We start from the raw sequence: 20,497 nt of genomic DNA on the forward strand, positions 1-20,497 counted from the left end.
AGAGGCCATGATGATCCACGTCTGCTCGCTTGCCGAACTTCATCCGACCGTCGCCGCCATCGGCGCGAGCCACATCATCACGGTGATGGGCAAGGTGGAGAAGGCGCAAACACCTGCTTCCGTTCTCGATGCCAACCATCTGCGCGTCTCGATGGACGACATCACCGAAATCGCCAACGGCTTCACGGCTCCCGCCGCCGCGCATATCGACACCACGCTCGATTTCATCCGGCGCTGGGACCGCCGCGCGCCGCTCGTGGTCCATTGCTTCGCCGGAATCAGCCGCTCCACGGCGACGGCGTTCATGGCGGTCTGCGCGCTCAATCCCGATCGCGACGAAAACGACATCGCGAGCGCCATGCGCGCGGCCTCTCCGAGCGCCAGCCCGAACAGGCTGATCGTACAACTGGCCGATCGCGCACTCGGCCGCGACGGCCGCATGATCCGTGCGGTCGAACACATGGGTCCGGGGGCCGCCGTGCTCGAAGGCCGTCCGTTCCAGATCCATCTCGAGTGAGGCGATGGCAGAGAAGTCGCTGACCCCTATCGAGATCGGCCTCACCGCCGCCATCGTGTCGATCAACGACAACGAGCCACTGATCCTCACCGCACCGGGCAGCGGGCAGGATGAACTCGCAGGACTGCCGTTCGGCCCGTTCGACGCGGTGAGCCATCGCACTTTTGAAATCGGCCTGCGTGCATGGGTCGCCGAACAGACCGGCCTGCAACTCGGCTATGTCGAGCAGCTCTACACCTTCGGCGACCGGGGCCGCCACGCAACACTCGACCACACCGGCGTTCACGTCGCCTCCATCGGCTATCTTGCGCTGACGCGCAGCGCCGATGGGGAATCCTCTCCCAAGGTCGAGGGCGCGGCATTCGAGCCGTGGTACCGCTACTTCCCCTGGGAAGACTGGCGCGTGGCCAAGCCCGCGATGATCGACCGGGACATTCTTCCCGCCCTGCAAGCGTGGGCGGAAGCATCGAATGCGCGTAACGCCAGCCGGGCGCTTGGCCGCGCCGATCGCGTGCGGCTTTACTTTGGCGCCGAAGGCACCCATTGGGACGAGGAGCATGTCCTCGACCGCTACGAACTTCTCTATGAGGCGGGTCTCGTCGAGGAAGCCAAACGCGATGGGCGTTCGGCGGCACTCGCGCGCAAGTCGCTGCCCGCGCTCGGCGTCGCGATGCGCTTCGACCACCGCCGCATTCTGGCGACCGCCATCGCGCGGCTGCGCTCCAAGCTGAAATACCGCCCCGTGGTGTTCGAGCTGCTGCCGCCGGAATTCACCCTGACGGAATTGCAGCACACCGTGGAAGCGATCTCCGGCCGCCATCTGCACAAACAGAATTTCCGGCGCCTCGTCGAAGCGGGCGCGCTGACCGAGCCGACGGGGGAAATGTCCACGCGGACGGGCGGACGGCCCGCCGCCCTGTTTCGTTTTCGCCGCGAGGTCTTGCAGGAGCGCCCCGCTCCGGGCCTGCGGGTGCGCGCGCGGAGATAATTTTATTCTCGCATCCGCCCGGCGCTAACCAGTTTCACGAAAAGACTTTACACAGCGCCAAAGCCGCCTGAAAAAGCCACCCGTTTCAGGTATTGCCGTCCCGGATGGATTTTCAGGATTTAAGCCTTTGAATCACAATGATACGACTGCCGAACCGTCAAACGAACCGGCCACGCTTCCCCCACTGATGCCGCACCGGCTGCGCGCGGCGATCCTTAACGAGCTGCACGCGCGCCCCTTCACCGCCCTCGCGGTACCCCGGCGCATTCTGCACTTCGCCTTCCACACCAACGAAGCCGCGGCGCAGACCGACCGGGTCAACCTTTTCGCGTTCTGCACCACGCGCGGCATCGCCGGGCCCCTGCCTTCGGAAAAGCATTACCGTGTCGCTCTCGGCTCAACGGTACTGCGCTGGGAGCAGCATTCCGAATTCACCACCTACACCTGGGAAATGCCCGCCGCAGCGAGCGACGCGCCGTTCACGCCGGGCGTCGCGGTGCTGGAACCGCAGACCCGCGCCATTCCCCAGCCCGGCCCGCTGCTGGTCGCGATTGATCTGCACATCCTGCGGAAGGACCCGAACCATCTGTCCATTGAGGAGATTTTCGATCGCGCGAGCCTTGCGAGCGCCGAGAATTCCGACGGCAGCGCGTCCTATGCGACCGACTTCCGGCTCGATCCTTCGGGCTTCGTCCGCATCCTCATCACCGACAACGGCCTTGCGAGCGACCGGGCCGGTGCCCTCGTACAGCGCGTGCTTGAGATCGAGACCTACCGGACTCTGGCGCTGCTCGGCCTGCCCGAAGCCCAGCGGCTGTCGCCCTCGATCAGCCGGATCGAACACAAGCTCGCCGAAGTGACGCAGAAGATGCGCGAGGCCAACGACCTCGGCAGCAACCGCCAGCTCCTCGACGAACTCGCTGCCCTCGCCGCCGACCTCGAGGCCGGCGCCGCCGCCAGCGTGTTCCGTTTCGGCGCGACCCGCGCCTATGACGAGATCGTCCATCAGCGGCTGGAAACCATCGGCGAGCGCAAGATGGGCGGCCTGCCGACATGGACCTCGTTCCTCGCGCGGCGAATGGCCCCCGCGATCCGCACCTGCATCACCACCGAGGCGCGGCAGAGCGAACTGTCGCTGAAGCTGTCACGCGCCGCCGACCTGTTGCGCACCCGCGTCAATGTCGAACTGGAAAAGCAGAATCAGGAACTGCTGAAATCGATGAACGAGCGCACGCGGATGCAGCTTCGGTTGCAGACCACGGTCGAAGGACTGTCGGTCGCGGCGATTACCTATTATGTGGTCAGTCTGTTCGGTTACGTCGCCAAAGCGGCCCACGAAACCGGCTACATCCACATCGAGCCGGCCTACATGATCGCAGGCTTCATCCCGGTCGCGGCACTGACCATCTGGGCGATCGTACGGCGCATTCGCAAGCACCACATCTCGCACGATTGAGGGATGACGACCCTATGCGTCCCCGCGCAAGCGGGGATTCCCGCCTGCGCGGGAGGGACGGGATAAGAAGTCCCGGTTCGATTCAGATGCTGAAACCTAGTCGGCCTTGGTCCGGCGCAATTCCGCCACCGGCTCGGAACGCACCTCGGCGCTTGCTTCCGTCTTGTGCGGCGGATGCAGCGCGCGCGGCTTGCGGATCATCCGCGTCAGGAAGGTACGGACGTTGCCCTGACGATGGAAATCGCAATAAGCGAATCCGAGTCCGGACACCGAACCACGGAAGCTGACTTCGTCGTACTTATTCAGGTTGAAGCACGGCTCGAACGGCATGCCCTTGATCGAGGCGCAGACCGCATTTGAGCGAACCTGAAGCGTGTTGCTCGGCAACCGCATATGGCGCAGCGGACCCGAACCGCCGAACTGGACCGATCCCGCCGCGGAGCCGTCTTCATAGATCCGCCCGGCGCCCTTGGTGCCGTCGAAGCAGGTGAAGGAGAACAGCTTGTTGGCGACGAACTTGCGCGCCTGACTGGCGTCCATCTGCTCGGCGAAAGCCGGCGCGACGGCGCACCCGGCAAGCGCAACACCAAAAGCCAATCGCGCGAACATGCGAACCACTCCAACTCGTGACATTCGGGATGAGACCGCGACAGACGCCGATCTTAAGTCCCTGATTACCATATCAACCATGGCAACAATGGAGCACTATGGTTTGCAAAGCCTGAACATCCTCAGGCTATTTTCACCACCACCCGGCCGCGAACCTTGCCCGCGAGGATGTCGGAACCGGCGGCAATCACCTCGTCGAGCGTAATTTCGCGAGTTATTTCAGCAAGTTTTGCCTTATCCAGATCCTTCGCCAGCCGCGCCCAGGCAGTCTCCCGCAGCGGCAGCGGGCACATCACCGAGTCGATACCCAAAAGGCACACCCCGCGCAAAATGAAGGGCGCAACCGTGGCAGGCAGGTCCATGCCCGCCGCGAGCCCGCAGGCGGCGATGGCGCCATGGGCCCTGGTCATCGACAGCACGTTGGCGAGAGTCGTCGAGCCGACGCTGTCCACGCCCGCCGCCCAGCGCTCCTTGGCGAGCGGCTTGGCGGGTCCGGAGAGTTCGTCGCGGCCGATAATCTCGGCCGCACCGAGATCCTTGAGGTAGCCGCTTTCGCTGGCGCGGCCGGTGGAGGCGATGACGTGATAGCCGGCCTTCGCCAGCAGGCTCACCGCGACCGAGCCGACGCCGCCGACAGCGCCGGTGACGATCGCCGCGCCGTCCTTCGGGGTGATGCCGTGCTTTTCCAGCGCCAGCACCGACAGCATGGCGGTGAAGCCAGCCGTGCCGATGGCCATCGCCTCGCGCGCGCTCATGCCCTCGGGCAAACGCACCAGCCAGTCGCCCTTGACGCGGGTTTTCTCGGCATAGGCCCCGAGGTGGGTTTCGCCCATGCCCCAGCCGGTGCCGATCACCTTGTCGCCCGCCTTCCACTTCGGATGCTCCGACGAGATCACGGTGCCCGCGAAGTCGATGCCTGCGATCATCGGAAAGCGCCGCACCACCGGTCCCTTGCCGGTGAGCGCAAGGCCGTCCTTGTAATTGAGGGTCGACCATTCGACGGCGACGACGACATCGCCCTCCATCCACTCGCTTTCGTCGAACTGCGTCAGCGCCGCGACGGTGCCCTTTTCGGCCTTGTCGATGCGGATGGCTTTGAACGTTCCCACAACTCACTCCCTTGTTCGTGCAGGCGAACAGTAGTGGCGAGGGAGAAGCCGTCAAATCGACGATGGTGTTATGCAGCAGCCCTCCTATTCCGCTCCCAATAAATTTAATGGAAGCTCTGGCGAGAGCGTCAAAGACCTGTTATATTTGTTTTGCTCCAGTTGAGAATAACTGATCGCCATACCGGCGAAAGTTCAGGTGGAGCAACGCACCGGCTGTCGCCGGTTTTCTCAGACACCATATATGCTCACATAGAGCATATTGGAGGGAAAAATGCCGCTGACTGGACTGTTCGGCCCCGAAGATTTCGGCGCTCCCGCCGCCCCCCACACCCCCGTGGCGGCTCGCTGCCCGTCGCGCGAAAGGTTTTCCTCGCTGCCGTCCCCTTCGCTGGAATGGACGCCCGAGATCGAGCGCGCGACCGCGCATCTCTATGAGCGCGTCAAGGAAGTCATCCCGCCGGTCGAGTGGCCGTTCATGGCGCCCTACATCAAGGCGATCAACGACCTCAAGCGCGAGCGCAATGCCGTGATCCTCGCGCACAACTACCAGACGCCGGAAATCTTCCATTGCGTCGGCGACGTCGGCGGCGATTCGCTCAAGCTCGCCATCGAGGCGACCAAGGTGAAAGCCGATGTCATCGTCCAGTGCGGCGTGCACTTCATGGCCGAGACCTCGAAGATCCTGAATCCGTCGAAGACCGTACTGATCCCGGATTCGCGCGCGGGCTGCTCGCTTGCCTCCTCGATCACCGGCGAGGACGTGCGGCTGTTGCGCGAACGCTTCCCCGGCGTGCCGGTGGTCGCCTACGTCAACACCTCCGCCGATGTGAAGGCGGAGGTCGATATCTGCTGCACCTCCTCGAACGCCGTTCAGGTTGTCGAGAGCCTCGGCAGCGACACCGTCATCATGCTTCCGGACCAGTATCTGGCGAAGTACGTCGCCACCAAGACCAAGGTGAAGATCATCGCCTGGAAGGGCGCGTGCGAGGTGCACGAGCGCTTCACCGGCGACGAACTGCGCAGCTATCGCGCGGCCGACCCGGACGTGCAGATCATCGCGCATCCGGAGTGCCCGCCTGACGTCATCAATGAAGCGGACTTCACCGGCTCGACCGCGCACATGATCGACTGGGTTCGCAACAACAAGCCCAAGCGCGTCGTCATGGTCACCGAATGCTCGATGGCCGACAACGTGCAGGCCGAATTGCCGGAGATCAACTTCGTCAAGCCGTGCAATCTGTGCCCGCACATGAAGCGCATCACGCTGCCGAAGATCCTCGACAGCCTGTTGTACATGCGCGAGGAAATCGTGATCGACCCGATGATCGCGGACAAGGCCCGCCGCTCGGTGGAGCGGATGGTGAATCTGAAGAACTGACCAAAAGCCGGACAGCCGGCGGCCTTATGGACCGCCGGCCGGCGCATCAAAGGCAAACGGCATGAGCCACAAGGAAGCCGCTCGGGTGCAGTCGCCCGACCATGTCGTCATCGTCGGCGCGGGGCTTGCGGGCCTGTTCTGCGCACTGAAACTCGCGCCGCGCCCCGTCACCGTCATCTCCGCAGCCTCGCTCGGCGAAGGCGCGTCCAGCGTCTGGGCGCAGGGCGGCATCGCCGCGGCCGTGGGCGAAGGCGACACGCCTGAAGCGCACGCGCGCGACACCATCGCGGTGGGCGGCGGCATCGTCGATGAAACCGTGGCGTATCGGCTCGCCGGTGAAGCAGCCGAACGCATCGACGATCTTCTGCGCTACGGCGTGCCGTTCGACCGCGATCTTGAAGGCAGGCTCGCGGTCGGCCGCGAGGCCGCGCACTCCGCGCGCCGCATCGTCCACGTTCAGGGCGACCGCGCAGGCAAGGCCATCGTCACCGCGTTGATCGACGCCGTGCGCAAGACACCCTCGATCAAGGTGATCGAAGGCTACAGCGCTGAGGAACTGCTGGTCGCGAGTGGCGCGGTGACGGGACTGCGGCTGCGCAGCACCGCCAATGGAGAGACGCTCGCGCTGCCCGCGCGCGCCGTGGTGCTCGCGACCGGCGGCATCGGCCATCTCTATGCCGTCACCACCAACCCCGCCGAATCCTATGGCGGCGGCCTTGCCATCGCCGCCCGCGCGGGAGCCGTGATCGCCGATCCGGAGTTCGTGCAGTTTCATCCAACCGCCGTGATGATCGGCAAGGATCCCGCCCCTCTCGCGACCGAAGCGCTGCGCGGCGAAGGCGCCACGCTCATCAACGGCGACGGCGAGCGTTTCATGCTCAAGATCGATCCTCTCGCCGAGCTTGCGCCGCGCGACATCGTCGCGCGCGGCGTGTTCGCGGAGATCGCCGCCGGGCGCGGAGCGTTCCTCGACGCCACCAAGGCTGTCGGCGCGGCGTTCGCGCAAAAATTCCCGACTGTCTATGAAAGCTGCCTCGCGGGCGGCATCGATCCGGCCACTCAGCCGATCCCGATCGCGCCCGCCGCGCATTACCACATGGGCGGCATCGCGGTGGACGGGCGCGGACGTTCCTCCATCGTCGGCCTGTGGGCCGCGGGCGAAGTGTCGTCCACCGGCGCGCACGGCGCCAATCGCCTCGCCTCCAACTCGCTGCTCGAAGCCGTGGTCTATGCCGCGCGCATCGCCGACGATATCCGCCGCCTGCACTGGCAGGCGCCGGACCCCATCGCATCCGCCGCGAATGAACACTCGGCCGCGCCGGAAAAAAGCCTTGAGGCCAGACTGCGCGAGACCATGAGCGCCCATGTCGGCGTCATCCGCGACGCCGATGGCCTCGCGAAGGCCATCCGCATCTTTGACGAAATCAAAGCTGCCTCGGAAAGCATTGCGCTGCGCAACATGGCGACGACGGCATTCCTCGTCGCGACCAGCGCCTATGTCCGCGAGGAAAGCCGTGGCGCGCATTTCCGCTCCGATTTTCCGAAGGCCAATTCCGATTTTGCCCGCCGCACCATGACGACTCTCTCCGCCGCGCGGCACGTCGCGGCAGATTTGGTGCGCGCGCCTTTGCTCGCCGAGGTGATCGGGAGCCTGGCATGACGGCAACAACGTCCCCCGCCTCGCTGCTTTACCCGGATGGCTTTCTGGCGCTGCCGACCATCGCGGACGCCGTGCGGCACGCGCTCGCGGAAGACCTCGGCCGCGCCGGCGACATCACCTCCATCGCCACCATTCCGGAAGCAACCCCTGCCCGCGCGGTCATGGTCGCGCGGCAGCCCGGCGTGATCGCGGGCCTGCCGCTCGCGATCGAGGCATTCCGGCAGCTTGCGCCGGAGATCAGGATCGAAGCCCACGCCCGCGACGGCGAGACCGTCGCGAAGGGCAAATCGCTGCTGACGATCACCGGCCCTGCCCGCGCCGTGCTCGCGGCGGAGCGCGTCGCGCTCAATTTCGCCGGGCGTCTGTCCGGCATCGCCACGCTGACGGCGAGCTATGTGAAACAGACCGCAGGCACCAAACTGCGCATCTGCTGCACCCGCAAGACCACGCCGGGCCTGCGCGCGCTGGAGAAATACGCCGTGCGCTGCGGCGGCGGCTTCAACCACCGCTTCGGGCTGGACGATGCCATCCTCATCAAGGACAACCACATCGCGGTGGCGGGCGGTGTTGCGGCTGTTCTGAAACGGGCGCGGACAGTCGCGGGACATCTCGTCAAGGTGGAGATCGAGGTCGACACGCTCGATCAGTTGCGCGAAGTGCTCGACACCGGATTGGCCGATGTCGTGTTGCTCGACAACATGGACATCCCGACGCTGCGCGAGGCGGTCAAGATCGCATCCGGCCGCGTGGTGCTGGAAGTCTCGGGCGGCGTCACCGTGGACCGCATCGCGGAGATCGCAAAAACGGGTGTGGACTACGTCTCATCCGGCGCGCTGACCCACTCGGCTCCGAATTTCGACGTCGCGCTGGATATTGAAGTGTAAGCGCGGCGTCTTATCGCTTCGCTTCCAGTTCAGCCGAGCTTTTTGCTTCCGCGACCAGTTCCTTGGAAATCTCCGCGGTCTGCGCGGCATTGCCCCAGCTCGGCGCATCCTTGCCGTCGCCCCACGCCTTCGGCCTGTAGAAGGTATGGACGCCGAAGCGATACATCTTCTTCATCTCATGCACCCATGACGGGCGCACCCAGTAGGCGTGATAATGCGTGGACTTGCCCACTTCCGGCAGCCACAGCTTGCCGTCCAGCGTCGCCTTGGCGATCCGCTTCGCCCGCTCCCACATGTCCGGCTCGTTGATGACATCGCGGACATTGTCGCAGGCGAAGGTGAACTGGCAGGCCAGATGCCGCCCCTTGTTCTGATAGACCACGCCGCAGATCGTTGTCGGATAGAAGCCTGAGAACACGCGGTTCATCACCACCTGCGCCACCGCGATCTGGCCGCGCACGGCTTCGCCCCGCGCCTCGAAATACACCGCTTCCGCAAGGCACTTCTCGCCCTTGGCGCGCGCATGCGCATCGAGATGAAGGCGCTGCGCGGGAGATTCCGTGTTGACCTCGCCCTTGGGCGCGATCGATTCGCCGCCCGCCGACGGATCGGCATTCGGCGACAGCGAAACATGCTGCTTCAGGTCCGGATCGCCGCTCGGCAGGATCACGACAGGCTCCTCGCCGGGCTGCCAGCGCTCCAGCGTTTCGCCAGTGTCGCCGAGAGCGGTGCTGCCGAAAAACAGGCTCGCGGTCTTGACCGTGAAGGGATCGCGCGGCGCGACCGCATGGCTGGACGTCGCGTGGAGCGCGGCCAACGCGCTGTCGTCAAGCACGCCGTCATCGGTTTTGGGCGCATCGTATTGCGGCAGGCGCGGCGAATTCAGCGCTTCCTGCAATTCCTGATCGAGCGGCTCGCTTGCGGCCGTGTTCCCGACAGCGGCTTTCGCATCTTCAGCCGGAACATTCTGCGACGCGGGCGAGACGGAATGCGCGGGCGGCACCGCCATCGGCAGGCGATCGCCCTTCGCGGCACGCATCACCACCGGATAATCGGAAGCCTGCAACGGGCGAACCGCCGGAGCGAACGGATTGCCGCCACCGAGCGAGCCGGTGATATCCGAATTGCGTCCGCCAAGGCTCACCAGCGTCACCGACGCTGCATCGGGCACATCGGTGCCGATCGGGCGGACGAAATTGAAGGAAGCGATGCGGAGCGCATTGCGCGGGGTCGCGAACAGATGCTGCTGCCAACGCTGCGCGACGCCCGCCTGATGAGCGAGCTGCGAGGCGATGTCCTGATAGCCGATTTCGGTCGGCGTCATCGCAAGAAGGCAGAGAACAAAACTGAAGGGCGCAAAATTTGCGCCCTTCAGCCTGTCACGCAACATAACCATCATTACGCTCACGCAACAACACTACACACACGCGATCTCCTCGCACATTCAGTGCAATTTGATCGTTTTTGGTGTTATCGAATTAAAGTTGCCGCTGGGTTAATCGCCGTGCAGGCGCGCCACACGCAATAATATCGCGCGATTTCAGCGATCACGCCGCAATGCTTGGTAAATGGCGGTTTTCACAGTGTGGTAAAAAATCAGTCAACGCACGAAAAACTTCAGGCCGCACCTTCATGACGAAGGCACGGCCTGAAAATCGTGGAACGGCTCACTCAGGCCAGATCTGCGATCAGGCCTGTCCCGCTGCGGTCTTGCCGAGGGCGGCCTGCGCCGCCGCCAGCCGCGCAATCGGCACGCGGTAAGGCGAGCAGGACACGTAATCCAGCCCGACCTCATGGCAGAACGCGACCGATGCCGGATCGCCGCCATGCTCGCCGCAAATGCCCATCTTCAGGTTCGCGCGCACCTTGCGGCCGCGCTGCGCGCCGATCCGCACCAGTTCGCCGACGCCATCGCTGTCGAGCGAGATGAAGGGGTCGGTCTCAAGGATGCCCTTGGCGACATACGGCCCGAGGAACGAGGCGGCGTCGTCGCGGCTGATGCCGAAGCTCGTCTGCGTGAGGTCATTGGTGCCGAAGGAGAAGAACTCCGCCGTTTTGGCGATGTCGTCCGCCTTGAGACAGGCGCGCGGCAGTTCGATCATGGTGCCGACCTGATAGGTCAGCTTGCCGCCTGTTTCCTTCTTCACCGCTTCCGCCATCGCGTCGATGCGCTCACGCACGATGTCGAATTCCGCGCGGGTCGCGATCAGCGGCACCATCACCTCGATCACCGGCGGCTTGCCGGTGCGCTTGGCGGCCTCGACCGCAGCTTCGAAGATGGCGCGGGCCTGCATCTCAGCGATCTCCGGATAGGCGATCGCCAAACGGCAGCCACGGAAGCCGAGCATCGGGTTGAATTCGGCAAGCTCCCGCACGCGATCCGCGATCTTGCGCGGATCGGTGTTGAGAACGCGCGCCACTTCCTCGATCTCGGCCTGCGTGTGCGGCAGGAATTCGTGCAGCGGCGGATCGAGCAGCCGGATCGTGACGGGCAGGCCCTTCATGATCTCGAACAGTTCGACGAAGTCGGCGCGCTGCATCGGCAGAAGTTTGGCAAGCGCCGCGCGGCGGGCCTGCTCGTCCTCGGCCACGATCATCTCGCGAACCGCGCGGATGCGCGTTTCCTCGAAGAACATGTGCTCGGTGCGGCACAGGCCGATGCCTTCGGTGCCGAACTTGAGCGCGGTGCGCGCGTCCGCCGGGGTGTCGGCGTTGGCGCGGATCTTGAGCTTGCGGAACTGATCGGCCCAGCCCATCAGCGTGCCGAACTCGCCGGACAGTTCCGGCTCGATCATCGGCATCCGGCCGGCGAGCACCTGACCGAGCGAACCATCGATGGTGATGATGTCGCCCGCCTTGAAGGTGCGGTCGCCGATCGACATCGTGCCGCGGCCGTAATCGACGCGAATGCTGCCCGCGCCGGAGACGCAGGGCTTGCCCATGCCGCGCGCGACAACGGCGGCGTGCGACGTCATGCCGCCGCGCGTGGTGAGGATGCCCTCGGAGGCGTGCATGCCGTGAATGTCCTCCGGCGAGGTCTCGACGCGCACCAGCACGACCTTGCGGCCGTCGGCGTGCAGCTTGGCGGCCTCGTCCGAGGAGAACACGATCTCGCCGGACGCGGCACCGGGCGACGCCGGAAGGCCGGTCGCCACCACATCGCGCTTGGCGGCGGGATCGATGGTCGGATGCAGCAATTGGTCGAGCGAGGCAGGCTCGATACGGGCCACCGCGTCCTTCTTCGAGATCAGGCCTTCATTGGCGAGTTCGACCGCGATGCGCAGCGCCGCCTTGGTGGTGCGCTTGCCGTTGCGAGTCTGCAACATCCACAGCTTGCCCTGCTCAACCGTGAACTCCATGTCCTGCATGTCGCGGTAGTGCTTCTCGAGCTTCTGGTAGATGCGCGTCAGCTCCGCGAAGGCATCCGGCATTTCGGACTCCATCGACGGCTTGTCGGAGCCCGATTCCTTGCGTGCGGACTCGGTGATTTCCTGCGGCGTGCGGATGCCCGCGACGACGTCCTCGCCCTGCGCGTTGATGAGGAATTCGCCGTAGAGCTTGCGCTCGCCGGTCGAGGGATTGCGCGTGAACGCCACGCCCGTCGCCGAGGTGTCGCCCATGTTGCCGAACACCATCGACTGCACGTTGACGGCGGTGCCCCACGATTCCGGAATGTCGTGCAGGCGGCGATAGGTGACAGCGCGCGCCGTCATCCACGAGCCGAACACCGCGCCGATCGCGCCCCAGAGCTGCTCGTGCGGATCCTGCGGGAAGTCCTTCCCGGTCTCGCGCGCGATGGTCTCCTTGTAGCGCCCGACGATGACCTGCCAGTCGTCGGCATTCAGGTCGGTGTCGAGGGAATAACCCTTGCCGTCCTTGTAGCTGTCGAGCACGTCCTCGAAATGATGATGCTCGAAGCCGAGCACCACGTTCGAGTACATGGTGATGAAGCGGCGATAGCTGTCATAGGCAAAGCGGCGATCGTTCGAGTTCTTCGCCAGCGCCTCGACCGTGGTGTCGTTGAGGCCGAGGTTGAGGACGGTGTCCATCATGCCCGGCATCGAGGCCCGCGCGCCCGAGCGCACCGAGACCAGAAGCGGGTTCCTGGCGTCGCCGAACTTCTTCCCGACGATCTTGCCGACGGTTTCCAGCGCCTTTTCGACCTGCGCCTTCAGCTCCTTCGGATAGCTCTTGTTGTTGGCGTAGAAGTAGGTGCAGACCGCGGTCGGGATGGTGAAGCCCGGAGGTACCGGGAGACCGAGATTGGACATCTCGGCGAGGTTCGCGCCCTTGCCGCCGAGCAGGTCGCGCATCCCGGCCTTGCCCTCGGCCTTGCCGTCGCCGAACAGGTAGACCCATTTTCCGGCTCTTGCCGTTGTGGCCGCCGGACGCTTGGCAGAAGAGGATTTCAGGGTCTTCAGAGTCTTGGCCGAGCCCTTCGCGGCCTTGGCTTTGGCAGCCGCCTTTTTGGGGGCCGGTCGCGGCGGCGCCTTTCCGACTTTCTTACGCGCCGGAGAGGATGTCGCGCGCTTTACTGAGGACTTTGCTTTTGCAGATGATTTTTTGACCCTAGAGAGAGCTTTTGCCATGACCGCCAGTCGCTGGATGGAATTGGAAAGCAGGCGCGTTACACCACGGTTTCAAGGCGTGATGCAAGGCGCGCCTGACGCATAGCTGGGTGCCGGAATACCGACTTTCGGCTAGGGACGGTTCGGATGCCCCGCGAGCCCTTCAAGCGGACTTTAGAACCCGAACCGCGAACTCAGTGAATGATGCCCAGCCCCACGATCCCGACGAAAATCAGGTAGATCGCCACGATGAAATTCAAAAGGCGCGGCATGATGAGAATCAGAATGCCGGCGATAAGCGCGACAATCGGCTGAAGGTGGGCAATTCCTGAAATCGTCATTGCATCGTCTCCTGAGAGTGAGCGGGAATCGTCACGAACCGCACTGCATGAGCGCGATAGACGATCAAAGACGATTCTGAAAGCGGATCGGTTCCCTGCCCGCACAAAAAGGCCCCAATGAAACCACGACTGGTGCAGGAACACCCGTCTCCGCCGGGGATTGTCTGGCATCGGCCGCTTCGTGCGGCCTTCGTTTTGACAGGAGACGGATCATGCGAAAGTCAGCACTCGTTCTTGCGGCTCTGGCCGCCGCCATCGCGGTACCGGCCGCCGCGCAGGCACAGGGCATCATCGTGCGTGACGGCGCGACCACCGGCATGGTCGTGGATGACGGTGGTATCGCCCCCGATCTGCAACCGCGCTTCCGCGAATATGTCGTGCAGGAGAATGTGCCGAACTACACGGTGCCGGGTCAGGTGATGGTCGGCGTGACGCTGCCGGAGATGGGCGTGACCTATTACGACGTGCCGCAGCGGTACGGCGCGCATCGTTACCGCTACAGCCGCGTCAACGACAACTATGTGCTTGTCGATCCGCAGACTCGCCGGGTCATTCAGGTGATCGAGTAACGGGAATGGTTGAGCGGCCCCTGGAGTCGTTCAACCGTCATTGCGAGGAGCGTAGCGACGAAGCAATCCAGTTTTCGTTCAGATGCTGGATTGCTTCGCTTCGCTCGCAATGACGAAAGTCTCAATCCTGAATCTTCGAGAAGTCCGCGACCGCGCGCGTCGCCTCGCGAATTTCGGCCAGCAGCTTGAGACGATTCTCGCGCACCGCCTTGTCGTCGTCGTTGACCTTCACTTTATCAAAGAACGCATCGACGACGGGTCGCAGTTTTGCGAGCGCGCCCATCGCGGCCGCGAAATCCTCCTTCGCCACGGCGGCACTCGCCTCGGCCTTCACCTGTTCAATGGCGCGTGCGAGATTCTTTTCTTCATCAAGCCTGTAGAGCGAAGCCTCCGGCGCGCCGGTGAAGCTGCGCTTGTCCTTCTTCTCTTCGATGGCAAGGATATTCGACGCGCGCTTCGTGCCTGCGAGCAGGTTCTTGCCGTCATCGGTGTCAAGGAATTTGCCGAGCGCCTCGACGCGTCGCACGACCATCAGGAGATCGTCCTGACCCTCAAGCGCGAACACGGCGTCAACCAGATCATGCCGCGCACCCTGCTCGCGCAACTGCACTTTGAGGCGGTCGGCGAAGAAGGAGAGGAGGTCAAGACCAAATGTATCTAGACCCTGCCGATTAGAAAATTTGATTCCATCGATACTTAAATCACACCCTTCATCAGATATGATCGCCAAGAAAGTCTTCCGTTCATCATTTCGATCATCCAGCTCATTTTTATAACTGACGTACCCTTTTACTAACTCCCCTTCTATCTCATCCTCAAAAAGATAATAAGCGCGACCGCTATCAAGCAGTTGCTCTGCTTGAATTCTGCACGCTCGACCAATAGAGGGTCCAATTTTCATGCGGACCATATTTTCTACTATCAACCGAATCACACCCAACGCCGCACGACGCAGCGCGAATGGGTCCTTCGAACCCGTCGGCTTCTCATCGATCGCCCAAAAGCCGGTGAGGATGTCGATCTTGTCGGCAAGCGCCACCGCAATCGCGACCGGATCGGTGGGCACGCGGTCGTTCGGACCCTGCGGCTTGTAGTGATCCTCGATAGCGGCCGCGACAGAGGCATCCTCGCCCTGCGCCAGCGCATAGTACTTGCCCATCAGGCCCTGCACCTCGGGGAATTCGCCGACAACTTCGGTGAGCAAATCCGCCTTGGCGAGCTTTGCAGCGCGCTTGGTCTTCTCGACATCGGCGCCAACCAAAGGGGCAAGCTCCGCAGCCAAACTCTCGATGCGCGCGATGCGCTCCGCCTGCGTGCCGAGCTTTTCGTGGAACACGATATTGTCGAACTTCGGCAACCGCGCTTCGAGTTTGGTCTTGAGATCGGTCTCGTAGAAGAACTTCGCGTCAGACAACCGCGCGCGGATCACGCGCTCGTTGCCCGCGACGATGGCCTTGCCGCCGTCGGTGGCCTCGATGTTGGACACGAGAATGAATTTCGGCGCGAGCTTGCCGGTTTTCGGATCGCGCACCACGAAGCACTTTTGATTGTTGCGAATGGTGGCGCGGATCACCTCGCCGGGGATCGACAGGAATTCCTGATCGAACGAGCCCATCAGCGCGACCGGCCACTCGACCAGACCCGCCACTTCGTCCAGCAGCGCCTCGTCCTCGACAAGCTCAAGACCTTGCGCGAACGCCAGTTGCTTGGCGTCGGCCAGAATGATGTCCTTGCGGCGCTGCGGATCGAGCACAACCTTGGCCGCTTCCAGCTTCGCGACGTAATCCTCGAAGCGGCGTACCGAAAATTCGGCGGGCGCCATGAATCTGTGGCCGCGCGTCACCTGCCCCGCTTTGATGCCGCCGACATCGAATTGCACCACATCCGGGTCCTCGGTCTCGAGACCGAACGTCGCGACGATCGAATGCAGCGGCCGTACCCATGTCAGCGCGCCGCGCGTGGCCGAGCCCGCGCCCCAGCGCATCTGCTTCGGCCACGGGAAAGTGCGCACGATGACGGGCAAAATTTCCGCGATCACCTCGATGGCGGGACGGCCCGTCTTTTCGATCAGCGCGATGTAGAAGTCGCCCTTCTTCGGGTCCTTCTGGATTTTTGCTTCGTCGAGCGACTTCAGGCCCGTCGCCTTGAGGAAGCCCTGTACGGCGGCATCCGGCGCGCCGACCTTCGGCCCCTTGCGCTCTTCCTTGAGATCAGGCTGTCGCGCGGGCAGACCGTGCACGGTGAGCGCGAGGCGACGCGGCGTCGCGAACGCCTTCGCGCCTTCATAGACGAGACCTTCGGCGACGAGCTTGTCCGTCACCATGCGACGCAGATCGTCCGCCGCCTTTGCCTGCATGCGCGCGGGAATTTCTTCGGAGAACAATTCAAAGAGAAGATCGGGCATAAAACCTACTCCCCTCCCCCCGCCTGCGGCGGGGAGGGGTCGGGGGTGGGGGGAATACGTTCGGCTATAACCGAGGAAATAACCTCAGCAATACCTTCCGCGTTATTGAGAACGTCATTATTCCAGAATCGAAGAACGCGATAGCCGCGCGCTTCCAGATAGGCTGTTCGGACAGCATCGGAACCAGCTTCGCAATGCTGGCCGCCGTCCACCTCGATCACGATGCGCAATGCATGACAGGCGAAGTCGGCAAAGTATGGCCCGATCGTCGCTTGCCGTCGAAAGTGGAAATCACTCAAGGGCGATTGCCGGAGATAGAGCCACAACTTCCGCTCAGCATCGGTCATGTCGCGACGCAGCCGGCGCGCACGCGGAACGCGATGGTCGATAGCACGACGCGACATCGTCCCCCCACCCCCGACCCCTCCCCGCCGAAGGCGGGGGGAGGGGAGCAATTCTTCGCTCATCGAAACATGCACGTCAAAATCGCTTTCCTGATCCGGATGTTCGGACCTACCCCGCCCCACCCGCTTCGGTGGCGATCCATGCCTCGCCGCAGGCTTTCGCCAGTTCGCGCACACGCAGGATGTAGCTCTGCCGCTCGGTGACGGAAATCACGCCGCGCGCGTCGAGCAGGTTGAACACGTGGCTGGCCTTGATGCACTGGTCATAGGCCGGCAGCGCCATAAGATGGCGCTCCTTCTTGCTGTCCGCCCATCCGGCTTCGAGATATTTCCTGCACGCGCCCTCGGCCATCTTGAATTGCTCGAACAGCATCGCGGTGTCGGAGTGTTCGAAGTTATGCCGCGAATATTCCTGCTCGGCTTGCAAGAACACATCGCCGTAGGTCACCTTCTCGGCGCCATCGCGGCCGTTGAAGTTGAGATCGTAGACGCGATCGACGCCCTGCACGTACATCGCAAGGCGCTCAAGACCGTAAGTCAGTTCGCCCGCGACCGGTGCGCATTCGACGCCCGCGACCTGCTGGAAATACGTGAACTGCGACACTTCCATGCCGTCGCACCAGCACTCCCAGCCGAGGCCCCACGCGCCGAGCGTCGGGCTTTCCCAGTCGTCCTCGACGAAGCGGATGTCGTGAAGCGCGGCATCGACGCCGATGGCCTTGAGCGACTTCAGGTACAAATCCTGAATGTCGGACGGCGACGGCTTCAGGATCACCTGAAACTGGTAGTAATGCTGCAAGCGGTTCGGGTTCTCGCCATAGCGGCCGTCCTTCGGGCGGCGCGAGGGCTGCACGTAGGCGGCGTTCCAGGTCTTCGGCCCGAGCGCGCGCAGCGTGGTCGCCGGATGGAACGTGCCCGCACCCACTTCCATGTCGTAGGGTTGCAGGATCACGCAGCCATGGTCGGCCCAATAGCGCTGCAATGTCAGGATCAGGCCCTGAAACGATTTTTCGGGGCGCATGTGCGGCGGAAGCGTGTCCATCGGATATTCTGCAATCAGTTCAAGGGCGGCAAAGCCGGGCTGGCGCGGCGGACCGTATCGGCGCGAGGGTCAGGAATCAAGGAGAGGCCGCCGAAAACGGCCCTTATCACGCCATCGCAGGCCGCTTGAGCCCATTACCCCTGATGCGGGCGATATGTGCCCGTCTGCGGGTCGCGCCGCAGCCGGACCGCGCCTTCGGGATCGGAGGCCTCCCGCTCGCGAATCTCGTCGAGTTCGCGATTGACCCGGCGGCCTTCCTTCGTCGCGAGCCGCAGCAGGGCGGCCCCGCCCAATACACCCAAGGCAATCAGAACCAGCGGCGGCATATGTCCCTCACACTCACAATCCGTAGCGCGCCCATAATGCGCGCGTTTCCAGGGCGGAAATCAGGTCGTCCGCGAAGCCCGCGCCGATCATCGCGCCCGTTCCCGGCTTCCTGCCCGCGAGAGTCGAGAGCAATCCGCTCTTGGGCGCAATCACCGGCATGCGGACACGCGCGCCATAACGCGCGCGAAGCACGCTGCGCACGTCGCCGATGCCATCCGCGAGCCCGAGCTTCACCGAACGCTCGCCCGCCCAGTACTCACCCGAGAACAGATAGCCCGCCTCGCCCTGGAGTCGCGCGCCACGGCTGCGCTTCACCAGAGCGATGAAGCTGTCGTGGATCTCGCGCTGAATCGCTTTCAGCCGCGCGACATCCTCCGGGTTTTCCGGCAGGAACGGATCGAGGCTGCTCTTGTGCTCGCCCGAAGTGTAGATTCTGCGCTCGATGCCGACCTTCTTGATGAGGTCCTGAAAGCCGAAGGTGCCGCCGATCACACCGATCGATCCGAGGATCGAGGACGGATCGCAGAAAATCTCGTCGCCCGCGCAGGCGATCATATAGCCGCCGGATGCCGCGACATCCTCGACGAACACCAGCACCGGAATTTTCTTCGTCTCCGCAAGCTGACGGATGCGCTCATAAATCTGATGCGACTGGACCGGCGATCCGCCCGGCGAATTGATCACCAGCGCGACCGCCCTCGCCCGCTTCGTCTCGAATGCTTTCTCGAGCAGCCTGCTGACGCCGGACAGCGTCAGCCCCGGCCTCAGCGGCGTGACCGCCCCGATAGTGCCGCTCAGACGGACCACGGGAACGACGGCCGCACGGAAACGCTCCGGCAGGAACCACATCCAGCCATCATTCAGCGCATTGTGATCGCGATCCTCATTCGTCATGCAACGTCCTTCGCATTAACGCCTTATTATCCGTCAAATGGCACTTAGACGCCGTCCGGTACGCCTCTTGCATTGCATACCGCGATCGCGCCTCTGCCCGAGCTTCCGGCAAGGCCAGCCGAAAGGTGCTTCGATGAAAATCTATCTGATGATATTGATGATAAGCGCACTTTTCACGGCTATCCGTTTCACCTCCGTGCAAGATAAGCGTCCGAACTCGCTTCCGCAGTAAGCAGGATCGCCTATTTTTCTGGCAAGCCGCTTGCCGTTTTGCCGCAAGGCGTGGAACCCAGCGCGTTTCCATGCAGCACATGCTCCGCAGCCGGCGTCGGGCGCCCCTGCCGGTCATTCAGCACAAGCCCCGGCAAAATCCGCAATGGAGCGTGGCTGCCTTTGATCGCCCGCACCAGAACGCGGATCGCCGCCGCATCCGGCTTCGGATGGACAGCGATCACCTCGACCGCACCGAAGCCACGCTCCAGCGCGCCCAGCACACGATCCAGTTCATCCGCCCGCCAGATCAATGTCAGACAGCCGCCCGGCTTGAGGATACGGCGCGCGGCCTTGCTCCAGACATCGAGCGTCTCGCCCATATCGAGATGTGCCGTGCGCCTGCCTTCATCGGGCGATGCGCGATGGCGATCCGCCGCGTGAAACGGCGGATTCATCATCACATGATCGGCATGGTCCGGCGGCAACCCGGCATCCGCGAACGCGGCGGCGCTTGCGCCAATGTCGAGCACGATGGCTCGCGCCACGATATCGTTCGCCGCCGCATTGGTTTGCGCGAGATCAACGAGCGTGGAATCGATTTCCACCAGAGTGAGATCCATGCCTTCGACCCGCCGCGCCAGCGCGAGACCCGCCGCGCCTACACCCGAACCGAACTCCACGATTCGTTCGCCCGCGTGCGCCGGGACGGCTGCGGCCAGCAGGATCGCATCGTGGCCCGCGCGATGACCCCGCCGGAACTGGCGCAGCGTGAGCCTCCCCGCGAGGAAGGCATCTTCTGTCAGGTCGTCAGAATGAGCCGGGTCAGTTCCCATCGCGCAATTCGCGTCCCAATCCCGCTTCGGTCAACAGCAGGCGCGCTGCGGCATCGTCGCTTTCATGTACCAGAATGCGGCGGGGAATGGCGCCCGCCGAGCCTTCCAGCACGCTCATATTGGCATCCAGCAGGAGGTGCCTGATGTTAGCCCCGTCGAGCAACGCCCCTACCGCCGACACCATGACCATATCGTTCGTTCTCATCAGCTCGCGCAATCCTGCTTCCTCCTTGTCGCCGGCCGGGGATGCTCTTGCCGTGGGACGCGGCAGTTTCTATTGTCCGGCCAGCCAGAACCTGGA

At 63.6% G+C, this 20,497-nt stretch carries 19 protein-coding genes; 7 read left to right on the plus strand and 12 right to left on the minus strand.

The window, feature by feature from the left end; genetic code table 11:
* Positions 1-10 precede the first annotated feature (10 nt).
* The 3 genes from AFIC_RS11710 (at position 11) to AFIC_RS11720 (ending at position 2,961) form a co-directional block, all read left to right on the plus strand.
* The gene (locus tag AFIC_RS11710; RefSeq protein WP_275248711.1) at positions 11-517 is read left to right on the plus strand and encodes a tyrosine phosphatase family protein; all 507 of its coding nucleotides are present in this window, start codon (positions 11-13) and stop codon (positions 515-517) included.
* Positions 518-521: 4 nt separating this feature from the next.
* Entirely contained in the window at positions 522-1,505 is a 984-nt protein-coding gene (locus AFIC_RS11715; RefSeq protein WP_275246415.1) for an NUDIX hydrolase, read from the plus strand.
* A 187-nt stretch (positions 1,506-1,692) separates the two neighbouring features.
* Entirely contained in the window at positions 1,693-2,961 is a 1,269-nt protein-coding gene (locus AFIC_RS11720; RefSeq protein WP_275248712.1) for a DUF3422 family protein, read from the plus strand.
* A 96-nt stretch (positions 2,962-3,057) separates the two neighbouring features.
* Here the strand turns inward: AFIC_RS11720 and AFIC_RS11725 are convergent, their stop codons facing one another.
* A complete protein-coding gene (locus AFIC_RS11725) occupies positions 3,058-3,570 on the minus strand; it encodes a hypothetical protein (RefSeq protein ID WP_275246416.1) in 513 nt (170 codons plus the stop codon).
* 122 nt (positions 3,571-3,692) lie between these two features.
* Positions 3,693-4,679, minus strand: a complete 987-nt coding sequence (gene acuI, locus AFIC_RS11730) for an acrylyl-CoA reductase (NADPH) (RefSeq protein WP_275246417.1) — start codon at positions 4,677-4,679, stop codon at positions 3,693-3,695.
* A 271-nt stretch (positions 4,680-4,950) separates the two neighbouring features.
* On the opposite strand from acuI, the gene nadA reads away from it, so the two are divergent.
* From nadA to nadC, 3 genes are all read left to right on the plus strand, one after another.
* Complete coding sequence (gene nadA, locus AFIC_RS11735; RefSeq protein WP_275246418.1) at positions 4,951-6,057, plus strand: quinolinate synthase NadA; 1,107 nt, start codon at positions 4,951-4,953, stop codon at positions 6,055-6,057.
* A 61-nt stretch (positions 6,058-6,118) separates the two neighbouring features.
* Positions 6,119-7,717 (plus strand): L-aspartate oxidase, encoded by a 1,599-nt coding sequence (locus tag AFIC_RS11740; RefSeq protein ID WP_275246419.1) that lies wholly within the window; start codon positions 6,119-6,121, stop codon positions 7,715-7,717.
* Positions 7,714-8,601: a carboxylating nicotinate-nucleotide diphosphorylase gene (nadC, locus tag AFIC_RS11745; protein WP_275246420.1), complete on the plus strand. Its 888-nt coding sequence runs from the start codon at positions 7,714-7,716 to the stop codon at positions 8,599-8,601. Before AFIC_RS11740 ends, nadC begins: the two co-directional genes overlap by 4 nt.
* Positions 8,602-8,611: 10 nt before the next feature.
* Here the strand turns inward: nadC and AFIC_RS11750 are convergent, their stop codons facing one another.
* The 3 genes from AFIC_RS11750 to AFIC_RS11760 form a co-directional block, all read right to left on the minus strand.
* Positions 8,612-9,997, minus strand: a complete 1,386-nt coding sequence (locus tag AFIC_RS11750) for a cell wall hydrolase (RefSeq protein WP_275248713.1) — start codon at positions 9,995-9,997, stop codon at positions 8,612-8,614.
* Between the two features lie 292 nt (positions 9,998-10,289).
* On the minus strand, positions 10,290-13,190 hold the full coding sequence (gene ppdK / locus AFIC_RS11755) for a pyruvate, phosphate dikinase (protein ID WP_275246421.1): 2,901 nt from the start codon (positions 13,188-13,190) through the stop codon (positions 10,290-10,292).
* A gap of 173 nt (positions 13,191-13,363) precedes the next feature.
* Complete coding sequence (locus AFIC_RS11760; RefSeq protein ID WP_275246422.1) at positions 13,364-13,510, minus strand: DUF3096 domain-containing protein; 147 nt, start codon at positions 13,508-13,510, stop codon at positions 13,364-13,366.
* Between the two features lie 212 nt (positions 13,511-13,722).
* Between AFIC_RS11760 and AFIC_RS11765 the strand changes: the two genes are divergently transcribed.
* Complete coding sequence (locus AFIC_RS11765; protein WP_275246423.1) at positions 13,723-14,079, plus strand: DUF1236 domain-containing protein; 357 nt, start codon at positions 13,723-13,725, stop codon at positions 14,077-14,079.
* 121 nt (positions 14,080-14,200) lie between these two features.
* Here the strand turns inward: AFIC_RS11765 and glyS are convergent, their stop codons facing one another.
* The 7 genes from glyS to AFIC_RS11800 all read right to left on the minus strand — a co-directional run bounded on the left by glyS (position 14,201) and on the right by AFIC_RS11800 (position 20,413).
* Positions 14,201-16,483, minus strand: a complete 2,283-nt coding sequence (gene glyS / locus AFIC_RS11770; RefSeq protein ID WP_275246424.1) for a glycine--tRNA ligase subunit beta — start codon at positions 16,481-16,483, stop codon at positions 14,201-14,203.
* Between the two features lie 5 nt (positions 16,484-16,488).
* Positions 16,489-16,887 carry an endonuclease domain-containing protein gene (locus tag AFIC_RS11775; protein WP_275246425.1) on the minus strand — a complete coding sequence of 133 codons (399 nt, stop codon included), beginning with the start codon at positions 16,885-16,887 and terminating at the stop codon, positions 16,489-16,491.
* 109 nt (positions 16,888-16,996) lie between these two features.
* Positions 16,997-17,908 (minus strand): glycine--tRNA ligase subunit alpha, encoded by a 912-nt coding sequence (locus AFIC_RS11780; RefSeq protein ID WP_275248714.1) that lies wholly within the window; start codon positions 17,906-17,908, stop codon positions 16,997-16,999.
* 155 nt (positions 17,909-18,063) lie between these two features.
* A complete protein-coding gene (locus AFIC_RS11785) occupies positions 18,064-18,255 on the minus strand; it encodes a hypothetical protein (protein WP_275246426.1) in 192 nt (63 codons plus the stop codon).
* A 13-nt stretch (positions 18,256-18,268) separates the two neighbouring features.
* Complete coding sequence (locus tag AFIC_RS11790; RefSeq protein ID WP_275246427.1) at positions 18,269-19,150, minus strand: S49 family peptidase; 882 nt, start codon at positions 19,148-19,150, stop codon at positions 18,269-18,271.
* Positions 19,151-19,392: 242 nt separating this feature from the next.
* Complete coding sequence (locus AFIC_RS11795; RefSeq protein WP_275246428.1) at positions 19,393-20,196, minus strand: tRNA1(Val) (adenine(37)-N6)-methyltransferase; 804 nt, start codon at positions 20,194-20,196, stop codon at positions 19,393-19,395.
* Complete coding sequence (locus AFIC_RS11800; RefSeq protein WP_275246429.1) at positions 20,186-20,413, minus strand: putative signal transducing protein; 228 nt, start codon at positions 20,411-20,413, stop codon at positions 20,186-20,188. Before AFIC_RS11800 ends, AFIC_RS11795 begins: the two co-directional genes overlap by 11 nt.
* Between the last annotated feature and the right edge of the window lie 84 nt (positions 20,414-20,497).

This window comes from [Pseudomonas] carboxydohydrogena (genome assembly GCF_029030725.1).
GTDB classification, from domain to species: domain Bacteria; phylum Pseudomonadota; class Alphaproteobacteria; order Rhizobiales; family Xanthobacteraceae; genus Afipia; species Afipia carboxydohydrogena.

Excerpts from the sequence above, each read along its gene's own strand:
- AFIC_RS11710 (WP_275248711.1), top strand. The coding sequence starts at position 11 with ATGATCCACGTCTGCTCGCTTGCCGAACTTCATCCGACCGTCGCCGCC.
- AFIC_RS11715 (WP_275246415.1), top strand. The coding sequence starts at position 522 with ATGGCAGAGAAGTCGCTGACCCCTATCGAGATCGGCCTCACCGCCGCC.
- AFIC_RS11720 (WP_275248712.1), top strand. The coding sequence starts at position 1,693 with ATGCCGCACCGGCTGCGCGCGGCGATCCTTAACGAGCTGCACGCGCGC.
- AFIC_RS11725 (WP_275246416.1), bottom strand. The coding sequence starts at position 3,570 with ATGTTCGCGCGATTGGCTTTTGGTGTTGCGCTTGCCGGGTGCGCCGTC.
- nadA (WP_275246418.1), top strand. The coding sequence starts at position 4,951 with ATGCCGCTGACTGGACTGTTCGGCCCCGAAGATTTCGGCGCTCCCGCC.
- AFIC_RS11740 (WP_275246419.1), top strand. The coding sequence starts at position 6,119 with ATGAGCCACAAGGAAGCCGCTCGGGTGCAGTCGCCCGACCATGTCGTC.
- nadC (WP_275246420.1), top strand. The coding sequence starts at position 7,714 with ATGACGGCAACAACGTCCCCCGCCTCGCTGCTTTACCCGGATGGCTTT.
- AFIC_RS11750 (WP_275248713.1), bottom strand. The coding sequence starts at position 9,997 with ATGGTTATGTTGCGTGACAGGCTGAAGGGCGCAAATTTTGCGCCCTTC.
- ppdK (WP_275246421.1), bottom strand. The coding sequence starts at position 13,190 with ATGGCAAAAGCTCTCTCTAGGGTCAAAAAATCATCTGCAAAAGCAAAG.
- AFIC_RS11760 (WP_275246422.1), bottom strand. The coding sequence starts at position 13,510 with ATGACGATTTCAGGAATTGCCCACCTTCAGCCGATTGTCGCGCTTATC.
- AFIC_RS11765 (WP_275246423.1), top strand. The coding sequence starts at position 13,723 with ATGCGAAAGTCAGCACTCGTTCTTGCGGCTCTGGCCGCCGCCATCGCG.
- glyS (WP_275246424.1), bottom strand. The coding sequence starts at position 16,483 with ATGCCCGATCTTCTCTTTGAATTGTTCTCCGAAGAAATTCCCGCGCGC.
- AFIC_RS11775 (WP_275246425.1), bottom strand. The coding sequence starts at position 16,887 with ATGTCGCGTCGTGCTATCGACCATCGCGTTCCGCGTGCGCGCCGGCTG.
- AFIC_RS11780 (WP_275248714.1), bottom strand. The coding sequence starts at position 17,908 with ATGCGCCCCGAAAAATCGTTTCAGGGCCTGATCCTGACATTGCAGCGC.
- AFIC_RS11785 (WP_275246426.1), bottom strand. The coding sequence starts at position 18,255 with ATGCCGCCGCTGGTTCTGATTGCCTTGGGTGTATTGGGCGGGGCCGCC.
- AFIC_RS11790 (WP_275246427.1), bottom strand. The coding sequence starts at position 19,150 with ATGACGAATGAGGATCGCGATCACAATGCGCTGAATGATGGCTGGATG.
- AFIC_RS11795 (WP_275246428.1), bottom strand. The coding sequence starts at position 20,196 with ATGGGAACTGACCCGGCTCATTCTGACGACCTGACAGAAGATGCCTTC.